Genomic DNA, 25,127 nt, shown 5'->3' on the forward strand with positions numbered 1-25,127 from the left:
ACGTGATGCTGAAGCTCATTCGCATCGATCCCCCGCCCCCAGCATGCGCAGTACCAGCGCGGCGTAACCCTGTCCCAGCTCCTCCGGGGCCGGGCCCGCGGCATGCGGGTACCAGCGGGCGATGTCGATGGCCAGCGATAACACCGCGCGCGCCGCGCCCTTCACATCGTCGACGTCGAAGGCGCCCGAAGCGATGCCGTCGGTGATGAGCTCACGCACCAGCCGTTCGGTCTCCCGTCGCAGCTCGGCGACCACCGCGAAGTCCTCATCGGGCAGCGCATGCAGCTCGTACTGCACCACGCGGGCCACGAGATGCTGCTGCGCGTGCCAACATGTGAACTCCGCCACCAGGTCGTGCATGCGTTTGGCAGCAGGCTCGTCCCTTGCCACCACGGAACGCACCAGATCGAGTGCTTTCCGATGCCCGGTGCGGCTGATCGCCGAGAGCAGCGCGGCCTTGGAGGGAAAGTGAACGTACATCGCCGCAGGGCTCATTCCCGCCGCGCTGGCGATGTCCCTGGTGGTGGTTGCGTGGTAGCCGCGTTCGGCGAAGGAGGTCACAGCCGCGGCCATCAGCCGCCGGGCGGCCTCCGGCTGCGTCCGGTGACCCAGATCCATCCGCAGCTGATCCGTCATGACACGGGATGGAGGTTCACCTGTGGCCCGAGTACCTCCCGGTGGGCGCTCGGCTTGCCAAGGGCCACCTCGTCGGCTTTGGCACGCTTCAGGTAAAGATGCGCCGGGTGCTCCCAGGTCATACCGATCCCGCCGTGCAGCTGGATACATTCCTCAGCGGCCCGCCTGGCGACCGGGGCACACAGTGACTGGGCCATACCGGTGGCGACCGCGACGTCCGGGCCGCCGGTGGCCAGCTGGTCGGCGGCGTACCGAGCCGTAGCGCGCGCGACGACCAGCTGGTACCAGAGATCGGCGATACGGTGCTTGAGTGCCTGGTAAGAACCCACAGGACGACCGAACTGGTAACGCTGCTTCACGTACTCCACAGTGGTATCCAGGCACCACTCGGTGATCCCCACCTGTTCCGCGGCCAGCACACCGGCACCCACGTGCAGTGCCGCGGTCAGCGCGACAGCGGCATCATCTCCCCCGGCAAGCGGCTCCGCTGCCGCCTCCCGCAGGTCGATGTCGGCCACCGGCCTTGTCAGGTCGAACGACGTCACCGGGGAGACCGTCACTCCCTCTCGCGCCACGTCGACCAGCCACAGCCCTGGCGCGCCGTCTGCCGTGGCGGGTACGACCAACAGATCGGCGACCTGACCATCAGCGACAGTGCTGACCGATCCCGTCAGGGTGGCGCCGTGTGAGGTGACATCTGTCGCGAATCCATCCTGAACAGACTGGGTGAACGGCATCGCCATGGTCGCGGTGCGTTCCCCGCGCGCCAGCGCACCCAGCGCGGCGTTCCTCGACTCGCAGGGCGGCACAGCGAGCAGCGCCGTGGTCGCCAGCACAGCACTGCCGAGGAACGGTACGGGGGCCACGGAACGCCCGAGCTCCTCGGCGACGACGGCCAGCTCCCGGACGGTGGCGCCCTGTCCGCCCACGTCCTCGGGCACATGCAGTGAGGTCGCCCCGAGCTCGCTCGCGAGGGTGCGCCACAGCCGCACGTCAGCGGGTTCGGTCTCACACGTCGCCAGGACGTGCTCGGCCTGGCATCGATCAGCGAGCAGGGAGCGCACGCTCGCACGCAGGTCGTGCTCCTCCGTGCTGTACAGCAAGTTCGGGCTCATCGGGGCAAGTCCTTCCATGGCACGTCCTTGTCCACGCGCGACTCGGCAGGAAGGCCGAGCACGCGCTCGGCGATGATGTTGCGAAGCACCTCGGAGGTCCCGCCTTCGATCGAGTTCCCTTTGGCACGCAGGTACCGGTATCCGGCGTTCCGCCCGGTGAAGTCGACCTTCTCGGGCCTACGCAGGCTCCAGTCGTCGTAGCGGAGGCCCTCCTCCGCGAGCATCTCGAGTTCGAGCCCGGACAGTTCCTGCGACACCCGCGCGAAGCCGAGCTTCATCGCTGAACCTTCCGGGCCCGGCGCGCCGACGGCGAGCTGTTGCCGGAGCCGGGTTCCCGCCAGCCGCAAGGCTTCGGCCTCGACCCACAGTTCGAGGAGGCGATCGTACAGCCGAGGATCGGCTCCGGCCGGGCCGCGGCGCCACGTCTCGGCGACCACCCCGCTCATACCGCCTTCCCGCGGCACGGGACGACCGCCGATAGCGACACGCTCGTTCATCAGCGTCGTCTGGGCGACCTTCCAGCCCTCGCCGATCTCGCCGAGCCGGTCGCTGTCCGGGATCCTCGCCCCGTCGAGGAAGACCTCGTTGAACTCGGCCTCCCCGGTGATCTGGCGAAGCGGCCGCACGTCGACACCAGGATCGGTCATGTCGCAGACGAAGTAAGTCAGCCCCTGGTGTTTCGGCACTTCCGGGTCGGTACGGGCGAGCAGGATGGCCCAGCGCGCGTTATGGGCGCTGGACGTCCACACCTTCTGCCCCGTCACGCGCCAGTACTCACCATCCCATTCCGCCCGCGTACCGGCCGCGGCGAGATCCGATCCCGCTCCCGGCTCGCTGAACAACTGGCACCACACCTCGTCACCGGTCCACAGTGGCCGCAAGAAGCGCTTCCGCTGTTCCTCGGTGCCATAGGCGAGAATCGTCGGTGCCGCCATGCCGAGCCCGATCCCGATACGCGACGGGTCGTTGTCCGGCGCCCCCACCGCCTCGAGTTCGGCGTCGACCACGGACTGCAGCGCCCGCGGGGCGTCGAGACCGCCGAGCCCGACGGGAAAGTGCACCCACGCGAGCCCGGCGTCGAACCGGGCGCGCAGGAACTCCAGACGCTCGGTCGTGGCAGGGTCGTGTTGCCGCAGCAGCTCGCGCACGCGCTCCCGTACGTCCTCGGCATCGATTCCGGCGCCTGCCGCGCCCCCGTTCTCTCGAGTCATCACATCAGCCCCTCGGTCCGCCCGCGACGTAGATCACCTGGCCCGATACGAAGCCAGCCTCTTCGCTCACCAGGAACGACACCGTCGCCGCGATATCCGACGGCTGTCCGACCCTGCGTACCGGGATCTGCTCGGCAGCCCCTTTGGCGAACTCGTCGAACGGGACACCGAGCCGCTCGGCGGTGGCCACGGTCATGTCGGTCTCGATGAATCCCGGCGCGATCGCGTTCGCGGTCACCCCGAACTTGCCGAGCTCGAGGGCCAGAGTCTTGGTGAAGCCCTGCAACCCTGCCTTGGCGGTCGAATAGTTGGACTGCCCCCGGTTGCCGAGGGCCGAAACGCTGGACAGGTTGACGATCCTGCCCCAACCCGCCTCCGTCTGGTATGCCTGCACCGCCTTGGACATCAGGAACGCCCCGCGCAGGTGCACCTCCATGACCGAGTCCCAGTCCTCCTCGGTCATCTTGAACAGCAGGTTGTCGCGGGTGATACCGGCGTTGTTCACCAGCACCGTCGGGGGTCCCAGTTCGTCAGCCGCACGCCGCACCGCAGCACCGACGGCGTCGGCGCTGCGCACATCCGCACCGATCGCGACGGCGTGCCCACCGGCCGAGGTGATCGCGGACACGGTCCCGGAACAGCTGGACTCGTCGAGATCGAGGGCGGCGACCCCGAAACCATCCCGCGCCAGCCGCTGTGCGACCGCAGCCCCGATGCCACGCGCCGCACCGGTCACGATGGCGGTACGCGATTCGGACACGGTACCTCCCATTCCTGCGCCTCCCGATTCCGAGCGGGCTCGTCGAACACCCGCACCTTGGCTAAGCAACTGCTTAGTATGCTACTGCGACAAGGGGTTCCTGTCCAGGCCTCCGGAATGTGGGCGGCAAACCGGCTCGGCGGGCGCGGACAGCGACAAGCTCCCGGACGCGAGCGCGGGACGGCACGGACATGAATACACCGATCCCCCGGACGTCAGCGGAGGGGGATCGGCGGCGTGCTAGGCAGACCCCCAGACTGCCTAGCACCAGCGAGCAACTCGGTAGGTGATCCTGCGGTCACCCGTTCACATGAGTTGTCGTCACAACCGAAATCTATCGATCGGGCTACCGATGCGTCAACCAATGTGACCTACATCCAGGTACGCTCGTTACACCAGTTGAGAACACTGCCGCACACGGAGGTTATGGGCATGTCCGCAGGGGAGCTCGCGACGTTGGCCGACCGCATCAACCACCTGTTCACCACGGTGCATCCGGCCGGCCGCGGCCCGTACAGCAACGACGAGGTCGCCTCCGCCATCACCGAGCACGGGGCCACCTCGATCTCGGCCACCTATATCTGGATGCTGCGCAAGGGGTACCGGGACAACCCCACGATGAAGCACCTCGATGCACTGGCGAGCTTTTTCGGCGTGCCCGTCGCCTACTTCTTCGACGACACCACCGCCGCCGAGGTGGCCGCCGAGCTGGAGACGCTCACCGCGCTGAAGAACGCCGGGGTGCATCACGTCGCCCTGCGCGCGGCCGGGCTGTCGGAGCGCAGCCTCAACTCGATCGTCGACGTCATCAACCGGGTCCGCGAACTCGAAGGTTTGCCTCGGCAGGAGGAATCCACACAATAAGGTGAGATGTCTTCGGACAAGGCACCTCGTGGTCGAGTAGGTCGTGGTGACCGCATCCGGCTACGCGAGCAACCCTGAGTAACCAGAAAGCGATCACGGGCACGGGACGACGCCGAGTGGAACACGACACGATGACACGCCGCTGCATGCGACGGTTGCGGGAGCTGGACCTCCCGGAACCGTTCCACGTCGACGCCTTCCGCGCCGACCTCAGCAGGCGCACGGGGCGTCCGATCCAGCTACTCGCGCTGGGCCTGCCGCCGGGCAGCCCCTGCGGTCTCTGGCTGTCTACCGAGTCGACGGAGTACGTGATCTACCAGCGGGATACCGACCCGCTGCATCGCGAGCACATCATCCTTCACGAGCTCAGCCACCTCTGTTGCGACCACCGGGCCAGTACTGTACTCAGTGAGGAGCTGTCCCGGTCACTGTTCAGCCACCTCGACGACACGCTCGTGCGCAGCGTGCTCGGGCGCAGCCACTACACCCTCGAACAGGAGCGCGAGGCGGAGCTGATGGCCTCGCTGATCCTGCACCGCAGGCGCGGCAGGACCCGCCGCTTCCGCCAGTCCCACACAACCGCGAGCGAACCGGCCGAGGATGCCACCCTGTCAGCCGACGCCGACGCAGCGGTCATCGCGCGCATCGAGCGCACCCTCCAGCAACCGGGTAGGGACTGGGCGTGACCACGGCGCTGTACTCGCTCTGCGCCTGCTGCGGGTGGCTGGCCGCCGCCTACAAGCTTGCAGCCAGCCGCAGGTCGACCGACCCGGCGCTGACCTGGGTCTGCCTCAGCTTCGCCCTGCTCGGCGTGGTGTTCACGGCCGCGCTTCCCCCGGTACACGACTGGCTCGCCCGCCATACCGGCTTCGCCGACCTGAGTATCCTGCTCATCCTGCTGTGTGTCGTCGCGTTCAGCACCACCACGCAGATCATGCTGCTGGTGTGGACCAGGCTCGAGGACCAGCTCCATCGCCGGATCCGGAACCGGCTCATCGCCCTCGGCTGTGTCGCGGTCACCATGACCGCGCTGTTCCTCGCCGCGGGCACCGGGGCCCGCTCGATCACCGGGGTAGGCAGCGGCATGGCAGGCGCGTTGTACGCGGCCTGCCTGCTGCTCTACCTGGTCACGCTCATTCTCGGCATGCTGGCGATCGTCCGGCTCGGTGTGCGCTACGCGCGGATGACTGCCAGCCCGCTGGTGGCTCGGGGGCTGCGGTTGGCCGCCACCGGCGCTGCCCTCGTCCTCGCCTACTGCGTCTACCGGCTGGCCGACGTCGTCGCGTCCTGGACCGGCCTCGGTTCCTGGATCGGCGCGGACGTGGCTCGACCGGAGCCCACGCCTGCCTTGGTCGCCGCAGGCGGGGCACTGCTGATCACGCTGGGTTTGACGTTGCCGTCCTGGGGTGAGCAACTCGTCGCGGTCGCCGAGTACGGCAAGCGCTATCTCGACTACCAGCGCACACACCGGCTCTGGCGGGTCGTCGCGCTCCAGGCCAATCCCGAGGTGGTGCTCGACCGCACGGCCGCCCACCCCCTCCGCCGGTTCTCGCCAGCCGGACTCGACTTCCGCGCCTACCGGCGGATCATCGAGCTCGCCGACGCACGGCTGGCGCTACGCCCGTACGCCGCAGCGACCGGTGTCTGCGTGCCCGGCCAGGCGGCGGTACCGGCGATCGCCGCGGCGGAGCTGCGTGCCGCGGTGGGAGCCAAGGTCGAGGGCGTGCCCGCAGCGGGCGAGCACGGACCGGTCGCTCACACGACGCAGGGAACCGACGTTCGTGCCGCATTGCGCTGGTGGGCACGGGTGGCCAGCGCGTACCGGGACCGCCCCGTGTCCGACCAAGCGGCCTGACGCAACCTAGCCGGTACGCTCGGCGGCGACCTGGGTAAACAGCCGCTCGGCGCGGAGCGCCGCGTAACCGGGTTTGATCACATCGTTGATCAGCGCGAGCCGCTGGTCGAACGGTAAGAACGCGGATTTCATCGCATTGACCGTGAACCACTGCATGTCGTCCAGCGTGTAACCGAAGGCATCGACGAGCTCGGCGAACTCGCGCGACATGCTGGTACCGCTCATGAGCCGGTTGTCGGTGTTGACCGTCACCCGGAAGTACAGGCTGCGCAGCAGCCGGATGGGGTGCTCGGCGATCGATGGGGCCGCACCGGTCTGCACGTTGGATTTCGGGCACATCTCCAGTGGGATTCGCCGGTCCCGTATGTAGGCGGCCAGCCTGCCCAGCCGCACCGTGCCGTCGTCGGCGACGTCGATGTCATCGACGATGCGCACACCGTGCCCCAGTCGCTCGGCACCACAGCGTTGGATGGCCTCCCAGATCGACGGCAGCCCGAACCCCTCACCGGCGTGGATGGTGAAGTGCGCGTTCTGCCTGCGTAGGTACTCGAACGTGGTCAGGTTGCGGGTGGGAGGGAACCCCGCCTCCGGACCTGCGATGTCGAACCCGAACACACCCTCGTCGCGGTACCGCACCGCCAGTTCGGCGATCTCCGCCGATCGCGCGTTCTGCCGCATCGCGCACAGCAGCGTGCCGACCCGGATCCGGTGCCCCGCGGCGGCCGTGCGCCGCTCCCCTTCCCGGAACCCGTCCTGGACCGCTTCGACGACCTCGGGCAGCGACAGCCCGCCCTCGAGGAACAGCTCGGGGGCGTAGCGCACCTCGGCGTAGACCACGCCATCGGCGGCCAGATCCTCCGCGCACTCGGCCGCGACCCGCCGCAGCGCCTCGGCCGACTGCATCACGGCGACCGTGTGACCGAACGTCTCCAGATACCGTTCCAGCGATCCGGAATCCGCCGCGTCCACGAACCAGCGTCCCAGCTGCTCGGGATCCGTGGCAGGCAGCTTGTCGTAACCGGATTCCTCAGCGAGCTCGACTACGGTTTCCGGCCGCAACCCGCCGTCCAGGTGATCGTGCAGCACCACCTTCGGCGCCCGGCGGATACGGTCCCACGTGGCGACGTTCAGCTCCTCCGGCACGGAATTCCCTCCTTGTCCACGCGTGGCTTGTGGCCACCCGACGATTCTCCCCAGCCGTGGTCACGACCGGGCAGGTCGCCATGGCTTTCTCGCTCCAGCATCGCACGACGAATCCCGGAACGCGGGCGTGTGACACCGCGCGATGCGTGCCACTGCTCACTCCCGCGCCGGGGGCGGGCCGAACGGCGCACTCGCGGGCGCACCCCAGTCGCGCCAGCTCGGGCACGGCGGTGGTGGCTCCCCGTCCAGGTACCGGTTGACCTCACGGTAGAGCGCCTCCGAGGTCGGCAGGTAGGGGTGGGCCTCGCGAATCGGGCAGGCGTTACGGTCCACCGGTAGCCGCCAACCGGACGGCATCAGCGGCAGATCGGTGGTCGATGTCAGGCTGATCGCCCCCACATCCTCCGGCAGCGACTGCTCGAAGATCTCCTCGACACCACGCGGATCGGCGAGCATCTGCCGCACCGCGGGAGCGTCGGGGTCGAAGTTGAAGTCCACCGGCTCGGTCAGCGGGGCGAGCAACCGCAGCAACTCGCTGGCCACATGACCGGGACCTCGCTGCCCCGCGGGCAGGTATCCCTGCGTGCTCTCACTGAACGGTCCGATCAAGACGAGCTCATCCACCTCCGGGGCCATCCCGCTGGCCACCGCCAGCCACGCCACCCACACCGAATGCGAGTGACCGATGACGCGGATCGGCTCGGGCAGGTCGGCGACCTGGTCGGCGAAAACCTCGGCCTGTTCGATCATCGGCCTGCCGGTGTCCTCCGGTTCGTAAGGCGCCCCGGTGCGGATCGGGCACCGCGCGTGCCCTCGCGGCTGCCCATCGCCCTTGCCAGCGTACGAGTAGTAGTAGACCTGCTCGCAGGTCAGGCCGAACCGTTCGGGTGGGATGTGGAACACCGCGCCCAGGCCGGAGGCCGAGTTGATACCCGACATGATCATCAGGGAGCCGTTGCGCTCCTCGGGCACCGGAGCCCGACCCGCATCGCGGGTGCCCACGAACACCGTGGCCGCGACGGTCATCGCCGTGCAGGCCGCGGTCAGCCGCCACCCCGCACCACGGCGTGCCGGGCGCCGCAGTAGCCCGATCGTCACCGCCGTGGCCATCGCCGAGACCGGTACCAGCGGCAATGCCAGCCGATCCCAAGTGTGGGCCAACCCTCCGATCGCGATCAGCACGGCCCCGTATCCCAACAGCGTGGCGACGCGTAATCCTTCGCGCCACGTCCCGGCCAGCGCGCTGCGCAGCCGCGTGGTGTGTTGCCACGGCACCGCCGCCGTCAGCACGAACACCACAGCGACCAGCCCCACCGCAGGCCAGAACACCCGCGCGTACAGCAACGCGAAACCGAGGTAGCCGAGCTGCGCAGCCAGCAGCAGCGGCAGGAACACCGTGCCGTAGAACGCGGCGGCGAACGTCAGGCGCGCGCGGCTCAACCCGCCGAGCAGCAGCGCGAGCACCACGATGCGCACCACGGCGACGAGCAGCAGCAACGCCAGGAACGCAGGCACGGATGTGGCGCCGGTCAGCAACAGCCGCAGATCCGTGTAGAGATCGACGGGCGGAAGCGCGACGAGGTGCGGCAGCCCCGACCAGACCGGGACTATCCCGGTGCCCGCGAGGAGCAGCACCACCACGGTGAGGCCGCCGAGCGGCCACACCCGCGCGAGCGTCATCCTGCCAGCCGCTCCCGCGCGTTCCTGGTCAGTGGCCGGTACATCGCCCGGGTACGTGCCCGGCCGGTCTCGCTTTCGCCGTCGCTGTCGTAGTACCACGCCTGCTCCCCCGCGCCCGGAACGCCCGCGGCGCGCAGCTCGTCCGTCCTTGGCCGGTACCAGTCCGTGACCGGGATCGAGTCGACGACATGCACGATATCCGGCCACTGCCCGGCGGTCAGCTCGGACAGCACACCGGCGATGCCAGCGCCGGTGAGCGTACCCCCTGGCAGCAAGGTCACCGCCGTCACCGCGAGCGTCCTCCCAGCAGCCGCCACACCGTAGGTGACAGCAAGGTCCACAGCGGAGTGATCGGTCAGCGCGTCGCTGACCGCCTGCGTGAACACCACCCCGCGCGAGGTGCCGATCACAGTGTCGCGGTTGTCCATCAACCAGTAGTCGCCTTCGGCGTCACGGACGAACAGATCCCCGGTGGGCACCCAGCGGTCGCCTGGCCGGAAAACGCTCCGCAGCCGCGGCTGATCGCCCTCCCAACCGGTGGCCGGATCGGCGAGCAGCAGCCCGACCTCCCCCGCCGCGCAGTGCCGTGCGAACCCCCGCTCGTCCTCGATCACGACGTCGCGTTCGGCGTCGAACGCGGCCAGCGCTACCTCCGCACTTCCCGGCAACGGCCGTCCTTTCGCCCCCGGTTTCGCCCCCGAGAGGTTGGCCAGCACCACATCGGCCTCGGTGGCGGCGTAGAACTCCAGCACGCGCGCCGGGCTGTACTCGGCGGTCACCCTGCGCCACAGACCACGCGGCATTCCCGAACCGACGAACAGCCGGATCGGCCCGTTCCGGTGGCGCTCCCCTGCACTCCCCGCTCCGGGGTCGCCCAGCAGCTTTCTGGGCAGAGTCCAGGTATAGGACATGACCGTCACGCCGTAACGGCGTACCTCCTCGGCGCACCGCGATGGGTCGAACCCTCGGGTCAGCGCGATCCGCGCTCCAGCGGCCACCGCACCACCGACGCTGGTCAGCAGCGCCGACGGGTGATGCAGCGGAGTCCCGCAGTACACCGTGTCGCTGCTGGTCAGCGCGGCCGCGGATGCGGTACCGAAGGCGGACATCGCCCATCGGTGATTGGTGATCATCTTGGTTTCCAGGTGTTCTCCCGACCCGCTGAACATCACGAACGCCAGATCCCGAGCACGGCCGGGGTTCGGCCGGTACCAGGCGGGCAGTTCGACGGTTCCGGGATCGATGCGCTCCATGTCGATTACGCGCTGGCCGAGCTCCTGCCCCAGCTCGCGGTCGGCGCCGCCACCGAGCACCAGCACCGGCACGCCGCAGCCCGACGCGTCCCGGAGATGCTGGGGATCGACAAGCACCGCGGAGACACGACCGAGCCGCAGCGCCGCACTGAGGTCGGCCACTGGCGGGAGCAGCACCCCCACCGCGCCGAGCCGCGACAGCGCCGCGATCGCGACCAGCGCGCTCGGGCGAGTGTCCATGAGCACGCCGACATGGTCACCTTCCCGGACACCGGTCCGGATCAGCCCGCGCACCACGTTGTCGATCCGCTCGGCCACCGCCCCGTTGGTGTGCACCCGGTCGTCGAACAGGAAGCACTCGCCTTGCGGGTCCCTGCTCGCCTGCTCGTGGAGCAACTGGCCGAGCGAGACCCGGGTGTTCGCCTGCAATCGACCCAGCCTGACGAGCCGGGGTACGGCACGGCTGGCCTCCTCGGCGACCTCGGTCGTCGCGCGGGCCGCACTCGCCGTGCGCTGTGCCACGTCCCGGCCGAGCTCGAAACCGGCACCTGCCAGTTGGTTGAGGCCGTTGGTGACCACCGAGGGCAGGCCGCCGCGTCGACGGTCTGCCTCCGCCGGATCGCGCAGCCGGGTCATCGCCTCGGGTGGTGCGCCCGCCGAGGAGCGCCAGTGCACCCACTGGGCGACGCTCGGCCAGGTCGTACGCATCGCTTCGGAGCCGACGACGAGCCCGAAGTGACCGGCCCGCACCGCCACCTCGTGCACATCCGCTTCCGGTGCCGCCCGGCCGATCCCGCGCACCGCCGCCGGTTGGCCGATGTCGTCGATCTCACCGACGAACACCAGGATCGGGCAGGTGATATCGGCGAGCGTCACGGTGCGATCACCGATGACGAACCCACCGGTGACCATGCGGTTGTGCACGAAGAACTGGCGGAGCAACTCCACGATCGCCGGCCCTGACCACGCCACCCAGCCTTCTGCCTCCAGGAACCGCCGCTGCCGCTCCCTGCCGAGCAGCGCCTCCCTGTCGTGAAGCTGGCGCAGGAAATCCAGCCGCGCGCGCACCGCCTTGACCGGATCGAGTAGCCGGAACCCTGCCCGCGCGGCCCACCCGGGCAGGGCGAGGCGGCTGAACACGTGGTCGGCGAGGAACTCCGCACCGGTGGTCACCACGTTCTCCGGCAGGCCGAGCGGTGCGGCGGCCAGCGGATCGGCCGGGCTGCCGAAGGTCACGATGCCCGCCACCCTGTCGGACTTGCGGTAGGCGGCCGCCTGGTAGCAGAACATCCCACCTTGCGAGTACCCCGCCAGGTACACCGGGCTGCCGGTGTGCTCGGCGACGAGCTCGATCGCCTCGCTGACGGCCACGACGTGATCGGTCAGCGAGCGCGTCAACCCCCCTGCCTCCCGGTCGGGTGCGCCGAAGTCGATCACCCACGCGTCCAGGCCCCCACGGTGCAGCTCGGCGACGGCGCTGGTCGACGGCGCTACGTCGTAGACATCGGCGGCGAGCATCATGGGGGGCACCAGCAGCACCGGCGGCCGCGACGTGGCGGTTGCAGGGAAGTACCTGCGCAGCCGGAACATGCGCCTGCGCTCGACCACCCGGTACTCGGACGGCTCCTCGCCGGTGTCGAGGCCACCGAATCGCAGTACCTCCAGGCCGTTCTGCGCGATCGCGATCAACCGATCCAGCGCCCCGGTCACCGCCGCACTCCCTGGCGCCATCCCGACGCTCCTTCCGTTGCTACCGGCTCGATGGCCGGGCCGAACACCGGGTGCTCGCACCAGTGATCACCCGCGCCCCACAGTCGACGGTAGCCGGTCGAGCAGCGTTTCCTCATCTTCAGTACCGCGACAACCCGCACCCTAGTCGCGACGCGTACCTGCGCGGTAACGCCCAGCGGCGGGATTCGCGGGAGTGCCGAGCGCACCGCCACCCCGCAGGCTCGGCGGTACCCCTGCGACTCTGTGACGGGTGCGATGTAGACGCATCCGGCGACGGAACCGGCGGCGAGCCAGCTGGCTGGCTCGCCGCCTCCGGTCATCCAACCCGAGCGGTGTCCCGCACCGGCGTGAACCTTGCCCGTACCCACCCGACCGGGGGATGCCAACTACCCGTTCCAGCCTTTCCTCTCGCGAGCGGTTCGGAGCAGACTGGGATGTGCCCCGGGCACGCCACCGGTACACCGGTACGCCAGCACGGGCGCGCGCAACCGACACGAGGAGGTCACCATGACAACCGCGCGCGAGATCATGCACCAGGGTGCGCAATGCGTCGGCGAGCACGAATCGCTCCAGGCGGCGGCGCGGATGATGCGGGAGCTCGATGTCGGGGTGCTGCCGATCTGCGGCGACGACAACCGGCTGCACGGCATGCTCACCGACCGGGACATCGTGGTCAAATGCCTTGCCGAGGGCAAGGACCCTGCCATCACCGAGGCACGCGCACTGGCCAGGGGCAAGCCGTTCTGGGTATCGGTCGATGCCGACGTCCGCGACGTGCTGGCCATGATGCGCGAGCATCAGGTCCGCAGGCTCCCGGTCATCGACGATCACCAGCTGGTCGGCATCATCACTGAAGCCGATATCGCCAGCCACCTGCCCCCCGAACAGGTCGGCCGGTTCGTCGAATCCGTCACCACGATCAACTGAGCCACACGCCCGCGGTGCGGGCCCGCGGCTTTCCAGCGTGGGCGCGAGCCGAAGGACTCCCCGGGTACCGAATATGTACCGAAGGAGGCCTTCGGCTCGACCCCGCCGGTGACGCGCCCGAGCCTCAGCTCGCGAGCGCGCCGAACGGGACGGTCAGGCAGGCGACCCTGTCGCCCGCGGTTCCCGCCTCGCCGGGTTCGGTGGCCGTCTCCGGTTCCTGGTGCAGCACGATCGACTCCGGAGCGTCCTCGGCGAACCCGAACGGGACCTCGGTGGTGACTTCGCCGTCGCCGTCGTCATCGGTGACCACATCGAGCCAGATCTCGTTGTCCGGGTTCGCGTACTCGGGATCGGTCGACGGGTCGTCCGGAGTGGCCGCCGGGTCGATCTCGTGCTGGTAGTGCGGCCCGGAATCGCCTCCGTCGGTGCCGCACGGGTCGGTATGCGCGTGAACCGCGTACCCCCTGTCGGACAGCAATCCCGAAACGCGCAGGGTGACCTCGGTCGCGGCGGCGTCACTCTCGGCCATGATGGTCAGCTCGGCGCCTTCCGGGGCCAGCTCGCTGTCGTATGTGTACGCGTCATCCGCGGCCTCCGGGGCGGCGAGGGTGCCGGTGTGGCTGAGTTCTCCACGTTCGTCTCCGTTGCCACAGGAAGCGACCAGCAGCCCGAGCGCCGCGAGCACTGCTACCGACCGGAGCGCCGCGGTATCGCGGTGTGCAGTAGTACGCATACGCCCAGTATGCGCCATCACCATCTCGCCCGATCAGGGGACCTCGTTACGCCATACCGCCGTACGGTATGCACGAATCGGCCGAAATGTTCGATCGGAAAGGTACGTACCGATACCCAATCGAATCCGCATTGTTCGGTTGACGGGCGCGCCGCACAGTTGTTTCGGGAATCACGACGAATGCGTTCCCAGCGACACAGAACGGCACACGACCTGTGCCGTCCCGGAAGCGGTAATTTCCGCCCGAAACGAACGGAGAACCGGATGACAGTGAAACGTGTAGTCGGCATCACCGGCAGCACCGCCGTCGCGCTCGGCCTACTCACAACCGGCTCGATCCCGGCGACAGCGACGGATTCGCCTGCAACTCCGGCGGGGATGGATGCTCAGGCAGCGACGGCGATGAGCCAGGACCTCGGTGTCGAGCAGCAGCAGCTCGACGAGCGCCTGGCACGGCAGGACGAAGCCATCACCTCTTACGAATCCCTGAGCGAGCGCCTCGGCGAGGCCTACGGTGGCTCGTACTACGACGCCGAGCGCGGCACGCTGGTCGTCGGGGTGGCGGATGCCTCGCGAGCCGAGGCCGTGCCGGCTGACGCGATTGTGCGGACAGTGGACCACAGCATGACCGAGCTCAGCTCCGCTGTGGACACGTTGAACGCCGACGAGCCGCACGCACCACGGGGGATCACCAGCTGGGGAATCGACCCGGAAACCAACTCGGTCACCGTGACCGTGCTCCGCGGCCACGCCGGTGCGGCCGAGTCGTACCTCGACCAGGTCGGGATGGATCCGGCGATGTTCCGCATCGAACGGACCGACCAGGCTCCGCAGCGGTTCAACGACGTCGAAGGCGGCGAGAGCTACCAGATGAACCAGGGCAGCTGCTCGATCGGCTTCTCCGTGGAGGGCGGGTTCCTCACCGCGGGACACTGCCCGGAGATGGGTGGTCCGGACCTGCGCAAGGACGGGCAGCGGTTGGGAACCGCGACCGACTGGGTGTTCCCCGGCGCGGACTGGGCGTTGGCCAGCACCACCGACGCCTGGAACCTGACACCGCGCGTATCGGGCATCGGTACCGTCAGCGGCGGCGACGAGGCACCCGTCGGCGCCGAGGCCTGCAAGTCCGGTGCGACCACCGGCGTCACCTGTGGCACCATCCAGGCCAAGAACCAGACCGTGCGCTACCCGGAGGGCGCGGTGCACGGCCTGACACAGACCAGCATCATCGCCCGCCCCGGCGACTCCGGTGGCTCGGTGATGGCAGGAAACCAGGCACAGGGCATGGTCTCCGGTGGTGACGACACCACCATGTTCTTCGAGCCGGTCGATCGCGCGCTCGGTGCCACCGGTGCCCGATTGATCACCGGCTGACGGTCGATTGATTACGTAGCCATACCTAGCCGTCTCCGTATTGTATTCGCCGATCCCAGGCAGGAAGGTTTGTCGCAGGAATTTCGGGCATTCCCGATTCCTGCGACAAACCCTGCAGATCGCTACGCGAGCGCCACAACGCGTAGCCCAACCCTAACTGGAGACAGCTATGAAGATGGCACGAGCAGCCGGCACCACCGGCGCAGCCGTCATGGTCTTCGGTGTGCTCACTGTCGGCGCGATCCCGGCAGGAGCGTCATCCGAAGCATCCCCGGCGGATCCGGCCAACGGATCGGGCCCGTCGGTGAGCACCGAGGTACTGGACGCCGTCCAGCAGGATCTCGGCACCACCCGCTCGCAAGCGGCCGAGCAGCTGGCGAGCCAAGCGACCGCCACCACGCTCCGGGCGCAGCTCGACGACGCGCTCGGCGAGGCGTTCGGCGGCGCCTACTACGACGAGGCCAGCCAGGAGCTGGTCGTGGGCGTCACCGATCCCGCAGAGGTCGCGCGGGTGACGAGCGCGGGGGCCGAAGCCACCGTAGTCCGACACAGCATGGAACAGCTCGACAACGCGGTGACGAAGCTCAACCGGGAAGAGTCGGCGGCACCCGAGACCGTCACCGGCTGGGGGATCGACACCACCACCAACTCGGTGACCATCACGGTGGCCGAAGGCGCCACGGGTGACGCGAAGAGCTTCGCCGCCCGGGCGGGCGTAGCCCCGAGCAAGGTCGCTGTGGAGGAGAGCGCAGAGCAGCCGAAACTTCTCAACACCGTGCGGGGCGGCGAGGCCTACTTCATGCCGCGCAGCCGCTGCTCGGTCGGTTTCTCGGTGCAGGGTGGTTTCCTGACCGCGGGACACTGCCCCGCGATGGGCGGCACGACCCTGAGCAAGGATGGGCGGCACCTTGGCACCGCCAACCAGTACCGATTCCCCGGCGCCGACTGGGCACTGGCACGCGTGACGCGGGCCTGGACACCGCTGCCTCAGGTCGTCAGGCTCGGTACCGTGCGAGGCGCGCAGGAAGCCCCCATCGGCGCCCGCGCCTGCAAGTCCGGCTCCACCAGCGGGGTGACCTGCGGCACAATCCAGGCCAAGAACCAGACCGTGCGTTACCCGCAGGGAGCTGTCTTCGGGATGACGCAGACCAGCATCCACGCCCGTCCCGGTGACTCCGGCGGTTCGGTCATGGCCGCGGGCGGCCAGGCGCAGGGTATGGTGTCGGGCGGCAGCCAGACCACCATGTACTTCGAGCCGATCCAGCGAGCACTACGCGCCACCGGCGCCCGACTGCTCACCGGCTGAGCACTGCGCGGCGGGACACTGCACACCGGCGGGGCATCCCACAGGGGTGCCCCGCTACGCGGCTACGTGCGCGGTCACGCCTCCTCGGGCCTCTCCAGGTCTCCTCCTCGAGGCCCGCTACCCCGTCACCGTCAGCTCGACCGGCGCAGCTCGAGCCGCGATCGCACACCCAACTTGCGGAGCACCCGCGCCACGTGATGTTCGGCGGTGCGCGGGGACAGGAAAAGCACCTCCGCGATCTCCCGGTTCGTCAGTCCCCTGGACAGCAGCCCGGCTACCTCCTTTTCGCGCGGCGACAGCGCGTCGCCGTACCCCCGCCGTCCCCGGCGTGAGCCTGCGGCGCCACCGGAGGTACGGATCGCATGGCGGCAACGGGCGGCATCGCGTGTGGCACCGAGACGTTCGAACTCCTCTGCAACCGGGGTGAGCAGCTCCGCTTGCCCCGCACCACCCGACCGCGCCCGGCAGCGGGCCGCGTACTCCGCTGCCACGGCCGCGTGATAGGGCGCGGGCAGCGCGGAGTACCGGCACTGTGCCGCGTCCAACGGCTCGTAGGCCTGGCACGATCCCTGCGACCACCGGTAGTAGATACCCTGTCCGGCGGGCACCGCAGCGTGCGCCAGCGGCGCCTCGCGATCACGCACCCCGTCGGTGAACTCGTCGAGCACCGTCCTCGCTTCGCGCAGCCGCCCGACCCGGCCGAGCGTGTCGATCAGCACCGGGGCCAGGTGAGCTCCCCACAGCCAAACCTCCTTGCGGCGCAGGATCGACCAGGCTCGCAGCCCCACGTCCTGCGCCTTCCGCGCTTCGTCACGGGACAGGTGCATTCGTGCCATCGCGGCGGCCACGGCAAGCACACGGGGAAGGTAGCCGCACGGGTGGGTCAGCAGCGGCCGGTCAAGGGCCGTGGCCGCGGTGTCCCACTCACCCTTCGCAACGGCCAACACGCCCCTGGCGCACCACAGCTCGGCGCTGACGAAGTCGATGTCGGCATAGCGGTCCAGCAGCTCGGTGCATCGCTCGTCGAGACCGCTCCAGGTCCCCGTCAACCAGCAGAGGCGCACATCAAGGGCGTGGCCGACCGCGGCCAGGTACGAGGAGAGGTCGTTGCCCTTGGCCAGCCGGAGCGCGCTGGTGACGAACCGTCGCGCGCGGGTGAAGTGCCCAACCCACGACAGCGCGTCGGCCAGGTACAGGTGCGCCCTGGTGAGGTAGTAGTGCTCGTCGGTGGACCGCGACTCGGCCGGTAACTCCGCGATCCGGGGCCACACCCCCGGCGTGCCGATCTGGATGAGGTTCTGGAGCTGGTTGGCCAGGACGTTGGTACGCGCCGGGCAGTCCGGCATGTCGTCGAGTGCGGCCTCCACTCCCTCGACCCAGGGGAGGTGGTCGTCCAGCGGCAGCTCCCCGCCCTGGGCCTGACCGAGGGCGGACTTGGCGTGCAACACGGTGTGCGGGTCCGACTCGCACAGTTCCTCCACGGCGACCGCCAGGTGCCTACGACCGGTGTGCAGCAGATCAGGTTGGCGGATCATGAGCACGCCCAACCGCGTGCGGATCTGCCCGCGGGTGACCAGCGGCAGGCGTTCGTCGTCGACCATCCGCTCCAGCAGCTCGGTCACATCGCGCCGTCCCCTGGCCACCAGCGCGGCCTTGCTGAGGTTGCGCGCGAGCACGCCGCGCCGCTTGGTGCTGAGTGTGGCCTCGGAAAGCAGCTCGTGCAGGATCTCAACCGCGGCTGTCGGTTCCCCTATCTCCCTGGCCTGCTCGGCGGCCGCTTCCGCGGTGTCGACCCACCGGTCGTGCTGCCCCGCAGCCCGGTAATGTTCGGCGATCCAGGCCAGCGGTGGAGGCTCGCGCCTGCCGAGCACCTCGGCGGCACGCAGGTGCAGGTGGCGCCGCTGCGGCCCGGGCATCCCCTCGTACACGGCCTGGCGCGCGAGCGCGTGCCGGAAGTCGTAGAGGTTGGGGCTTGCCTCCACCAGCACCCCGGCACGCAACGCATCCAGCAGCGCCGCCCCCGTCCGTGCCACCGATCGCCCGGTCACGGCGCTGAGGGTTTCCACGTCGACCGAACGCCCCATGACCGCTACCGCTTGGGCGGTGCGTACGGTACTGCTGCACAGCGGCGCCATCCGCTCGTCCATGGCATGGCTGAGCAGGACCGGAACACCCAGCGCGGCCGGAAGGCTACGGGTCACCTCGCGAGCGGCGCCGTTACCGGTGGGGACGCTGCCCGCGCCGTCGGCCAGCGCGCGCAGCACCTCTTCGATCACGAACGGGATGCCCGCGGTGCGCTCGTGCAGCCCGGCCACGAACTCCTCCGACACCGAGTCGGTGCCGAGCATGGACCGCACCAGGTCGGCCACGTCGGCCACGCCGAGCGGGGCCAGCCGGATCACCGTGCCCCTGGTGTCGTGCTGCGGCCGGTGCGCTGCTCCGACCGGGCTCCCGCTGCCGTCGTGCTGGTCGGTCCGGTAGCTCACCACCACCGACAGCGACTCCGGCATGGCCGCGGTCAGGAAGCTCAACACATCGCGCGTCCCGTCGTCGGCCCAGTGCGCGTCCTCGACGACCAGGACGGTGCGGCCACACGCAGCCAGCACCTCCCGGATCGCGCGATAGAGTCGGTGCCGCTCGGCACTGGCATCGGGGAGGTGTTCCGGGCGGGCAGGCAGGCAGTGGGCCAGTTCCGGTAGCAGCGGGCGCAGCACCCCCGCGAGGGGGCTCAACCCCTCGCGTCGCTGTAGCCTGCGTTCGGTGCCGCGGAGTGCGTCGAGGATGGGGCCGTACGAGCACGGATCGCGGAACGGCTGGCACGCGCCGGTGAGCACGCACCACGAGCGCAACGTCGGTAACGCGCACAGTTCGTCGATCAGCCGCGTCTTACCGATGCCTGCCTCGCCCTCGAGAAGCACCAGGGCAGGCGGGGTGTTGACCGCGTCGAACAACGCCCCCAGCTCCGCCGATCGTCCCACAAGCACCGGTGGTCCGGTCCGGACGGTCACCGCCGACCCGGTCAAGTCGAGCTGCGCCGATCCCGTCGCCATAGTTTCGTGCTCACCCACTGATCCGACTCGAGCTCGCAACCGCCCGTCAGAGCGGCAATCCATCTGAGTTCATCGAGCTTCCCGTGTTAGGGCGGCGAGTCTAGTGCAATAACATGTGTTATTGCACTCGGTCGAGGGACGGTCAACTACTCACAGTGATCGGCCTTGCGCCAGGTCACGCCCGGTCAACTCCGGAAAGGGCCACGATGTCCGGGATTTCAAACTGGCAACTATCACCCATCAGGGTTATAACGATCGTCGTGCTTTCCCGGTGGTGACGTGGCCGCTGTCGAGCAGCCGGTCAGTGCGCGTACCAAGCACGTCCTTCGACGGCGGCGATGCCTGAGCGGCAGTCGCGCTCGACCGCGCGGTGGTTGCGAAGCCTGCCGACGATGCCGAACGGTTCCAGCCCAGCCCCGGGCTCCCCCTCGGCCCGAGCGATGGTGAGCGTCTCGCCGTGCAGCGCACCACAGCGGTACCACGGCTCCCACCGCTCGAAATCGGGGCTGCGCCGGTGCGCGTAGGCACACACGTCCAGCCCGTCGCCTTCCAGCAGGTTCCCGTCTTTGGGCCAGATATCGATCCGCTCGCCGGGGGTGTCGGGCCAGACCTTCGCAGTGACCACACCGATCCGCGGCTCGCCGTCCCGGTCACGCACGAGCAGCGCGTCCCGCGGTTCGGACCGTGCCGGTAGCCGGTAGGTCTCGGCCACCTCCGGCAACGTCACCAGTACGCGGGGCACCCACCACCAGTTCTCCCTGCGCGCCATCAACCCGTCCGCGCGCAACCGCGTCGGAGGGTGCTTGACGATCTCCTGATCGAGCAGCTGCGCCACGAACGTCGAACCCTCCAGATCGTGGGTGACCTCGGCGCGGCCGAGGGCAACCGCCGCGTGCGCATCGTCGCCGAGGACATCTGCTTCGGAGACGCTCAACGCGACCATTCGACCCGTGAGCCCGTCGGCAGCAGCCAGGTGCGCGTACGGCAACGCCACGCACGGCATCCCGTCCAGCTCGAGGGGAACCACAGGCAAACCGGTGGGGCCGTTCACGTCGATCCAGGACAGCTCCCCCACCGTGGCGCGTCGCCACAGCGAGCTGAAATCCGGCATGTCATACCCGCTTTGTGTGATCGCCATCTCGTGCTAAGTTGCATCGACTCTAACCGATGACACCGCAACCGCCCCCGGCGCACAGGAGTCTCACGGAGGTACCTTCAGATGCCCGCGGTGATCGTGCTACTGGTGGTTCTGGCGATCTACGCTCTCGGTTACCGGTATTACTCCTCCTATCTCGCGCGGCGCGTGTACGCGCTCGATCCCGCGTACGTCACGCCCGCCCACCGGTACTCCGACGGCGTCGACTTCGTACCCACCAACAAACACATCGTCTTCGCCCACCACTTCATCTCCATCGCGGGGGCCGCTCCGATCGTCGGTCCCGCCATCGCGGTCTTCTGGGGATGGCTTCCCGCGTTGCTGTGGGTCGTGCTCGGCACGGTCTTCGCGGCAGGCGCCCACGATTTCGGGGCTCTCGTGGTCTCGCTGCGACACAAGGCACGCAGTATCGGCACGGTGGCGCGCGATGTGATCAGCACTCGCGCGCGCACGCTGTTCTTGCTCATCATCTACTTCCTGGTCACCATGGTGAACGCGGTGTTCGCGGTCGTCATCGCGACGTTGCTGGTGAACAACCCGGAGGCGGTACTGCCCGTCCTGCTGACCATCCCGCTGGCCATCGGTGTCGGACAGTACGTCTACCGCAAGCGCACGGCCGCACTGCTGCCCTCACTGCTCGCGCTTGTGATCGTCTACTCGGCGATCTGGCTCGGGCAGCACGTCCCGATCACCGTGGACCCCATCGCGAACGCTGTCGGGCTGCAACCCATGACGGTGTGGATCCTGCTGATCTTCGCCTACACGTTCTTCGCCTCCCGGCTTCCCGTCTGGGTGCTGCTGCAGCCGAGGGACTACATCAACCAGCAGCAGATGGTCCTGGCACTGCTGGTGATCATGCTCGGGGTACTCATCGGGTGGAACACGATCGCCGCTCCGGCCGTGCACGACGTCCCCGAAGGCTCACCGCCGTGGTTCCCGTTGCTGTTCATCACGATCGCCTGCGGTGCGGTGTCCGGCTTCCACAGCCTGGTCTCCTCGGGGACCACGGCCAAGCAACTCAACAAGGAATCAGACGCGCGTTACGTCGGCTACTTGGGATCGCTCGGTGAGGGCACCTTGGCGCTATGCTCCATTCTGGCCGCGACCGCGGGCGTGGTGGCGCTGTCGGCCACGCCGGCCGCCGACTGGCAGGCGCGCTACGCCGACTGGGAGACGGCCTCCGACGGCGCGCTGGGCACGTTCACCGAAGGCGTCGCCGGGTTCGCCAACAACCTCGGTGTCCCGGTGGCCATCGGCACCGTGTTCGCCGCCGTCGTCGTGATCAGCTTCGCGGCGACCAGCCTCGACACGGCAGTGCGGCTGCAACGCTACATCGTGCAGGAGATCGCCGAGATGGTCGGGCTGCGCGCGGTGGCACGCAACCTCACGCTGGCCACCGCGGTGGCGCTGAGCCTGCCCATCATACTGGCCCTGCTACCGGGCGATTTCGCGTTCGGCACGTTGTGGCAGCTGTTCGGCACCACGAACCAGCTCACCGCGGGACTGGCGCTTGCGGTGATCGCGGTGTGGGTGACCAGGCGCCGCCGGAACCCGATCGTGATCCTCATCCCGCTGGTGTTCCTGGTGACCATGACCTCGTGGGCGCTGCTCATCCAGCTGCACGAGTTCGCCACCAGCGCGGACCCGCTGGAGGTCTTCCTGCTCGCCCCACTGGACGCGATCATCTTCCTGCTCGCGGTATGGCTGATCATCGAGGCCGCTGTGGCGCTGCGCAGGGCATGGGCCGCGCGTGCCGTCGAAGCCGACGCCGGCGAGGAATCCGCCGTGCGAAGCGGGGAGCACGATGACCGGTGAGCCCGGTGTTCCGGGCCGTTCCCGCGGTCGCCCCGGAGCCACGGGAGCCGTGGGAGCCGTGGGAACGGCCCGCTCGGTGGCCGCGAAGCTGCGCCGGGCATGGCGGCGCGCGGAGGAGCTGTTCGACGCCGTGTTCACCGCGCGGTGGGGTCCGTCAGCCAGGAGAGCGGCACGGGACCAAGCCGATACACTGCGCGCGCTGGTACTGCTTGAGACCTTGGGGGTCGACAACCCCGTTCGCTACGAGACACTGGAGCTGATCCCCTACCTCGTCGCCGACCTCCACGAATGGCACCGGCGCATGGGCAAGGAGGAGTTCGGGGATCCCGGAGTGTGCTGTTGACCGTTCCCGGTTCCCACCACGTCCCGGCACCAGTGGTGATCATCGGAGGTAAGGGCGGTGTCGGCAAGACCACCGTCGCCGCGGCCACCGCGCTGGCACTGGCCGGATCCGGTCGCCGCACGCTGCTGGTCTCCACCGATCCGGCGCACTCACTAGCCGATGTCCTCGGGCGCCCGCTGGGCGAGGCGCCGCGGCGGGTCACAGAACAGCTGTGGGCAGTGGAGCCGGATCCCGAGGCGATGGTTCGCGCCAGGATCAAACAGGTCGGCGACGACGCGGCCGCGGCGTTGCCACGCTCCGTGATGCCAGCCGTGCAGCGCCAGCTCGACGCCGCGGCCGCTGCCCCCGGAATGGCGGAGTCCGCCCTGAGCGATATGCTCACTCGCTCCCTCGATCAGGTGAATAATTCCTGGGAACACGTCGTCGTGGACAGTGCCCCCACCGGGCACCTCCTGCGCATGCTCGAACTCCCCGACCTGCTCACCACCTGGGTGCGCGGGCTGGCACGGCAACGCGAACGCGCCATCGCCGCCGACCGTATCGCCGGGGACATCCTCGGCTCGCCGGAGGAGTCCGACGACCCGTTGCTCAACCGACTCCACGAGCGCCGCCGCAGGCTGGAACGCACGGCGACCCGCCTCCGCACCGAGGCTTGCGTGCATCTCGTATTGCTACCCCGCCGCATGGTGCTGGCCGAGACGGCTCGCGCCGCCGCAACACTGACCGGGGGCGGTTTCACCCTCGGCCATGCCGTGCTCAACCAAACGACATCTACATCGGACAGCGAGTTCACCGAACGCGCGCGAGTGGAGCTCGCGGTACCGGGCATCGTCCGGCTACCCGAGGTGGAGTCCGAACCGATCGGCATCGAACGGCTGGGCGTGCTGGGCGAATTGCTGTCACAGCAAGGCGTTCCCGCGGCGGCAGCGGGCAGTTCGACGTCCGGCCCGTCGGTGGACAACCGGTGAGGCGACAGTCGCGTGAGTACAACGAATAGATAGCGACCGCTACAGCGAGCTGCCGCACGGTCGCTCACTGGCGTACAGTCAGTAGCACCGCGGGGTGAGCACAGTCCGGTGTTGGGAGGCTGCGGTGAGTGGTTTCGGAATCGACTTCGGCACCGCGAACACGGTCGTCGGGCGCCCCAACGGGGGCATCATCTACGACGAACCGTCGGTGATGCTGATTCGCACGAACGAACCGTACCGGGCGATCCGGGTCGGGAAGGAAGCACGGGAGCTCATCGGGCGCACCCCGTCAGGGTTCACCACGGTGCGACCGATGCGCGACGGCGTGATCGTCGATCTGGAGTCGGCACGCGCGTATATCGGCGCGATCATCCGCAAAGTGACCGACCGGTGGCAGCGGTGGCTACGTCCCCGTGCGGTGATCGCCGTACCGGCGGGAGCCACGACCCTGGAACGCCGGGCACTGCTCGAGGTGGCACACGAGGCGGGCCTGCGCAAGGTCGCCGTGCTGCCCGAGCCCGTGGCAGGCGCGCTCGGCTCCGGCGTCAACCCCGTCGAGCCCCGTGCTCACCTCGTCGTGGACGTCGGCGGTGGGACCTCGGAAATCACCGGCTTCTGCTTCGGCGGGATCCTCACCCACCGCAGCTGCCGTGTCGCAGGCGACGAGCTGACCAACGCGCTGTACCAGCACCTGCGCGCCGAGCACCAGATCGTGGTCGGCGAACTCACCGCCGAGGACATCAAGATGGGCATGAACGGTGAGGCCGAGCCGTCGCTCGTCGTGGAAGGCCGCGACGCAGCGACCGGCCGGGCTCGGCTCGTCACGCTGAACACCGACGAGATCATGGATGCCCTGCGACCGACCACGACCGAGATCGTGCACACCCTCACCAGCTGCCTCGAGGACCTGCCCGCGCAAGCGGTGGGCGACATCATGGCCGAAGGCGTGCTCGCCATCGGTGGTGGATCCCAGCTACGCGGGTTCACGATGCTGCTCGAGGAGGCTTTCGGCTTCCCGGTGAAACAATCCGACCGGCCACTGGCCTGCGTCGCGGAGGGAGCGACCGCCGCACTGTCGCAGCCGGACGTGGTGGCCGCGTACGGCTACTGAGCCGGATCCCCACCGCCGGGGCGGCCCGTGGTCGGGCCGCCCCGGCGTGATTATCCGTGCGCCGCCGTTCCCGCAGAGTCCGCCGCGCCCGCGGGG

Annotated in this window: 20 protein-coding genes; 10 read left to right on the top strand and 10 right to left on the bottom strand. The window is 69.0% G+C overall.

The annotated features are described in order from the left end of the window. Positions 1 to 15: 15 nt before the first annotated feature. From F8178_RS13080 to fabG, 4 genes are read right to left on the bottom strand one after another with little or no spacing between them, the layout of a single operon-like run. Positions 16 to 636 carry a TetR/AcrR family transcriptional regulator gene (locus F8178_RS13080; RefSeq protein ID WP_317495030.1) on the bottom strand — a complete coding sequence of 207 codons (621 nt, stop codon included), beginning with the start codon at positions 634 to 636 and terminating at the stop codon, positions 16 to 18. Then, positions 633 to 1,751, bottom strand: a complete 1,119-nt coding sequence (locus F8178_RS13085; protein WP_317495031.1) for an acyl-CoA dehydrogenase family protein — start codon at positions 1,749 to 1,751, stop codon at positions 633 to 635. The genes F8178_RS13080 and F8178_RS13085 overlap by 4 nt, the downstream gene beginning before the upstream one ends. Next, entirely contained in the window at positions 1,748 to 2,962 is a 1,215-nt protein-coding gene (locus tag F8178_RS13090; RefSeq protein WP_317495032.1) for an acyl-CoA dehydrogenase family protein, read from the bottom strand. Before F8178_RS13090 ends, F8178_RS13085 begins: the two co-directional genes overlap by 4 nt. Positions 2,963 to 2,966: 4 nt before the next feature. Further along, positions 2,967 to 3,734 (bottom strand): 3-oxoacyl-ACP reductase FabG, encoded by a 768-nt coding sequence (fabG, locus tag F8178_RS13095; RefSeq protein ID WP_317495033.1) that lies wholly within the window; start codon positions 3,732 to 3,734, stop codon positions 2,967 to 2,969. A gap of 420 nt (positions 3,735 to 4,154) precedes the next feature. On the opposite strand from fabG, the gene F8178_RS13100 reads away from it, so the two are divergent. The 3 genes from F8178_RS13100 (at position 4,155) to F8178_RS13110 (ending at position 6,441) form a co-directional block, all read left to right on the top strand. Next, on the top strand, positions 4,155 to 4,586 hold the full coding sequence (locus tag F8178_RS13100) for a helix-turn-helix domain-containing protein (RefSeq protein ID WP_317495034.1): 432 nt from the start codon (positions 4,155 to 4,157) through the stop codon (positions 4,584 to 4,586). A gap of 146 nt (positions 4,587 to 4,732) precedes the next feature. Continuing rightward, positions 4,733 to 5,272 carry a hypothetical protein gene (locus F8178_RS13105; RefSeq protein ID WP_317495035.1) on the top strand — a complete coding sequence of 180 codons (540 nt, stop codon included), beginning with the start codon at positions 4,733 to 4,735 and terminating at the stop codon, positions 5,270 to 5,272. Further along, positions 5,269 to 6,441, top strand: a complete 1,173-nt coding sequence (locus tag F8178_RS13110) for an MAB_1171c family putative transporter (protein WP_317495036.1) — start codon at positions 5,269 to 5,271, stop codon at positions 6,439 to 6,441. The genes F8178_RS13105 and F8178_RS13110 overlap by 4 nt, the downstream gene beginning before the upstream one ends. Positions 6,442 to 6,447: 6 nt before the next feature. On the opposite strand, the gene F8178_RS13115 is transcribed toward F8178_RS13110, so the two are convergent. From F8178_RS13115 to F8178_RS13125, 3 genes are all read right to left on the bottom strand, one after another. Then, positions 6,448 to 7,584: an adenosine deaminase gene (locus tag F8178_RS13115; protein ID WP_317495037.1), complete on the bottom strand. Its 1,137-nt coding sequence runs from the start codon at positions 7,582 to 7,584 to the stop codon at positions 6,448 to 6,450. A 156-nt stretch (positions 7,585 to 7,740) separates the two neighbouring features. Next, a complete protein-coding gene (locus F8178_RS13120) occupies positions 7,741 to 9,264 on the bottom strand; it encodes a hypothetical protein (RefSeq protein WP_317495038.1) in 1,524 nt (507 codons plus the stop codon). Then, the gene (locus tag F8178_RS13125; protein WP_317495039.1) at positions 9,261 to 12,248 is read right to left on the bottom strand and encodes an alpha/beta fold hydrolase; all 2,988 of its coding nucleotides are present in this window, start codon (positions 12,246 to 12,248) and stop codon (positions 9,261 to 9,263) included. Before F8178_RS13125 ends, F8178_RS13120 begins: the two co-directional genes overlap by 4 nt. 507 nt (positions 12,249 to 12,755) lie before the next feature. On the opposite strand from F8178_RS13125, the gene F8178_RS13130 reads away from it, so the two are divergent. Continuing rightward, a complete protein-coding gene (locus F8178_RS13130; protein WP_317495040.1) occupies positions 12,756 to 13,175 on the top strand; it encodes a CBS domain-containing protein in 420 nt (139 codons plus the stop codon). Between the two features lie 124 nt (positions 13,176 to 13,299). Here the strand turns inward: F8178_RS13130 and F8178_RS13135 are convergent, their stop codons facing one another. Continuing rightward, positions 13,300 to 13,908: a superoxide dismutase gene (locus tag F8178_RS13135; protein ID WP_317495041.1), complete on the bottom strand. Its 609-nt coding sequence runs from the start codon at positions 13,906 to 13,908 to the stop codon at positions 13,300 to 13,302. Positions 13,909 to 14,172: 264 nt separating this feature from the next. Here F8178_RS13135 and F8178_RS13140 point away from each other — a divergent pair, with 264 nt between their 5' ends. Further along, a complete protein-coding gene (locus tag F8178_RS13140) occupies positions 14,173 to 15,282 on the top strand; it encodes a S1 family peptidase (protein ID WP_317495042.1) in 1,110 nt (369 codons plus the stop codon). Positions 15,283 to 15,451: 169 nt separating this feature from the next. Beyond that, a complete protein-coding gene (locus F8178_RS13145) occupies positions 15,452 to 16,588 on the top strand; it encodes a S1 family peptidase (protein ID WP_317495043.1) in 1,137 nt (378 codons plus the stop codon). A gap of 131 nt (positions 16,589 to 16,719) precedes the next feature. On the opposite strand, the gene F8178_RS13150 is transcribed toward F8178_RS13145, so the two are convergent. Together F8178_RS13150 and F8178_RS13155 are read right to left on the bottom strand one after the other, a co-directional pair. Further along, positions 16,720 to 19,638, bottom strand: coding sequence for an AAA family ATPase (locus F8178_RS13150; protein WP_317495044.1), 2,919 nt, complete (start codon positions 19,636 to 19,638; stop codon positions 16,720 to 16,722). A gap of 301 nt (positions 19,639 to 19,939) precedes the next feature. Then, positions 19,940 to 20,776 carry a hypothetical protein gene (locus F8178_RS13155; protein ID WP_317495045.1) on the bottom strand — a complete coding sequence of 279 codons (837 nt, stop codon included), beginning with the start codon at positions 20,774 to 20,776 and terminating at the stop codon, positions 19,940 to 19,942. 81 nt (positions 20,777 to 20,857) lie between these two features. Between F8178_RS13155 and F8178_RS13160 the strand changes: the two genes are divergently transcribed. The 4 genes from F8178_RS13160 to F8178_RS13175 all read left to right on the top strand — a co-directional run bounded on the left by F8178_RS13160 (position 20,858) and on the right by F8178_RS13175 (position 25,031). Next, positions 20,858 to 22,609, top strand: coding sequence for a carbon starvation protein A (locus F8178_RS13160; RefSeq protein ID WP_317495046.1), 1,752 nt, complete (start codon positions 20,858 to 20,860; stop codon positions 22,607 to 22,609). Beyond that, entirely contained in the window at positions 22,599 to 22,952 is a 354-nt protein-coding gene (locus tag F8178_RS13165; protein WP_317495047.1) for a cory-CC-star protein, read from the top strand. The genes F8178_RS13160 and F8178_RS13165 overlap by 11 nt, the downstream gene beginning before the upstream one ends. Next, entirely contained in the window at positions 22,943 to 23,920 is a 978-nt protein-coding gene (locus F8178_RS13170; RefSeq protein ID WP_317495048.1) for a TRC40/GET3/ArsA family transport-energizing ATPase, read from the top strand. The genes F8178_RS13165 and F8178_RS13170 overlap by 10 nt, the downstream gene beginning before the upstream one ends. A 124-nt stretch (positions 23,921 to 24,044) precedes the next feature. Further along, on the top strand, positions 24,045 to 25,031 hold the full coding sequence (locus F8178_RS13175; RefSeq protein WP_317495049.1) for a rod shape-determining protein: 987 nt from the start codon (positions 24,045 to 24,047) through the stop codon (positions 25,029 to 25,031). The last annotated feature ends 96 nt before the right edge of the window (positions 25,032 to 25,127 follow it).

Source organism: Haloechinothrix sp. LS1_15 (assembly GCF_033042135.1).
In the GTDB taxonomy this organism is placed as follows: domain Bacteria; phylum Actinomycetota; class Actinomycetes; order Mycobacteriales; family Pseudonocardiaceae; genus Haloechinothrix.

Excerpts from the sequence above, each read along its gene's own strand:
- F8178_RS13080 (WP_317495030.1), bottom strand. The coding sequence starts at position 636 with ATGACGGATCAGCTGCGGATGGATCTGGGTCACCGGACGCAGCCGGAG.
- F8178_RS13085 (WP_317495031.1), bottom strand. The coding sequence starts at position 1,751 with ATGAGCCCGAACTTGCTGTACAGCACGGAGGAGCACGACCTGCGTGCG.
- F8178_RS13090 (WP_317495032.1), bottom strand. The coding sequence starts at position 2,962 with ATGACTCGAGAGAACGGGGGCGCGGCAGGCGCCGGAATCGATGCCGAG.
- fabG (WP_317495033.1), bottom strand. The coding sequence starts at position 3,734 with ATGGGAGGTACCGTGTCCGAATCGCGTACCGCCATCGTGACCGGTGCG.
- F8178_RS13100 (WP_317495034.1), top strand. The coding sequence starts at position 4,155 with ATGTCCGCAGGGGAGCTCGCGACGTTGGCCGACCGCATCAACCACCTG.
- F8178_RS13105 (WP_317495035.1), top strand. The coding sequence starts at position 4,733 with ATGCGACGGTTGCGGGAGCTGGACCTCCCGGAACCGTTCCACGTCGAC.
- F8178_RS13120 (WP_317495038.1), bottom strand. The coding sequence starts at position 9,264 with ATGACGCTCGCGCGGGTGTGGCCGCTCGGCGGCCTCACCGTGGTGGTG.
- F8178_RS13125 (WP_317495039.1), bottom strand. The coding sequence starts at position 12,248 with ATGGCGCCAGGGAGTGCGGCGGTGACCGGGGCGCTGGATCGGTTGATC.
- F8178_RS13130 (WP_317495040.1), top strand. The coding sequence starts at position 12,756 with ATGACAACCGCGCGCGAGATCATGCACCAGGGTGCGCAATGCGTCGGC.
- F8178_RS13135 (WP_317495041.1), bottom strand. The coding sequence starts at position 13,908 with ATGCGTACTACTGCACACCGCGATACCGCGGCGCTCCGGTCGGTAGCA.
- F8178_RS13140 (WP_317495042.1), top strand. The coding sequence starts at position 14,173 with ATGACAGTGAAACGTGTAGTCGGCATCACCGGCAGCACCGCCGTCGCG.
- F8178_RS13145 (WP_317495043.1), top strand. The coding sequence starts at position 15,452 with ATGAAGATGGCACGAGCAGCCGGCACCACCGGCGCAGCCGTCATGGTC.
- F8178_RS13150 (WP_317495044.1), bottom strand. The coding sequence starts at position 19,638 with ATGGCGACGGGATCGGCGCAGCTCGACTTGACCGGGTCGGCGGTGACC.
- F8178_RS13155 (WP_317495045.1), bottom strand. The coding sequence starts at position 20,776 with ATGGCGATCACACAAAGCGGGTATGACATGCCGGATTTCAGCTCGCTG.
- F8178_RS13160 (WP_317495046.1), top strand. The coding sequence starts at position 20,858 with ATGCCCGCGGTGATCGTGCTACTGGTGGTTCTGGCGATCTACGCTCTC.
- F8178_RS13165 (WP_317495047.1), top strand. The coding sequence starts at position 22,599 with ATGACCGGTGAGCCCGGTGTTCCGGGCCGTTCCCGCGGTCGCCCCGGA.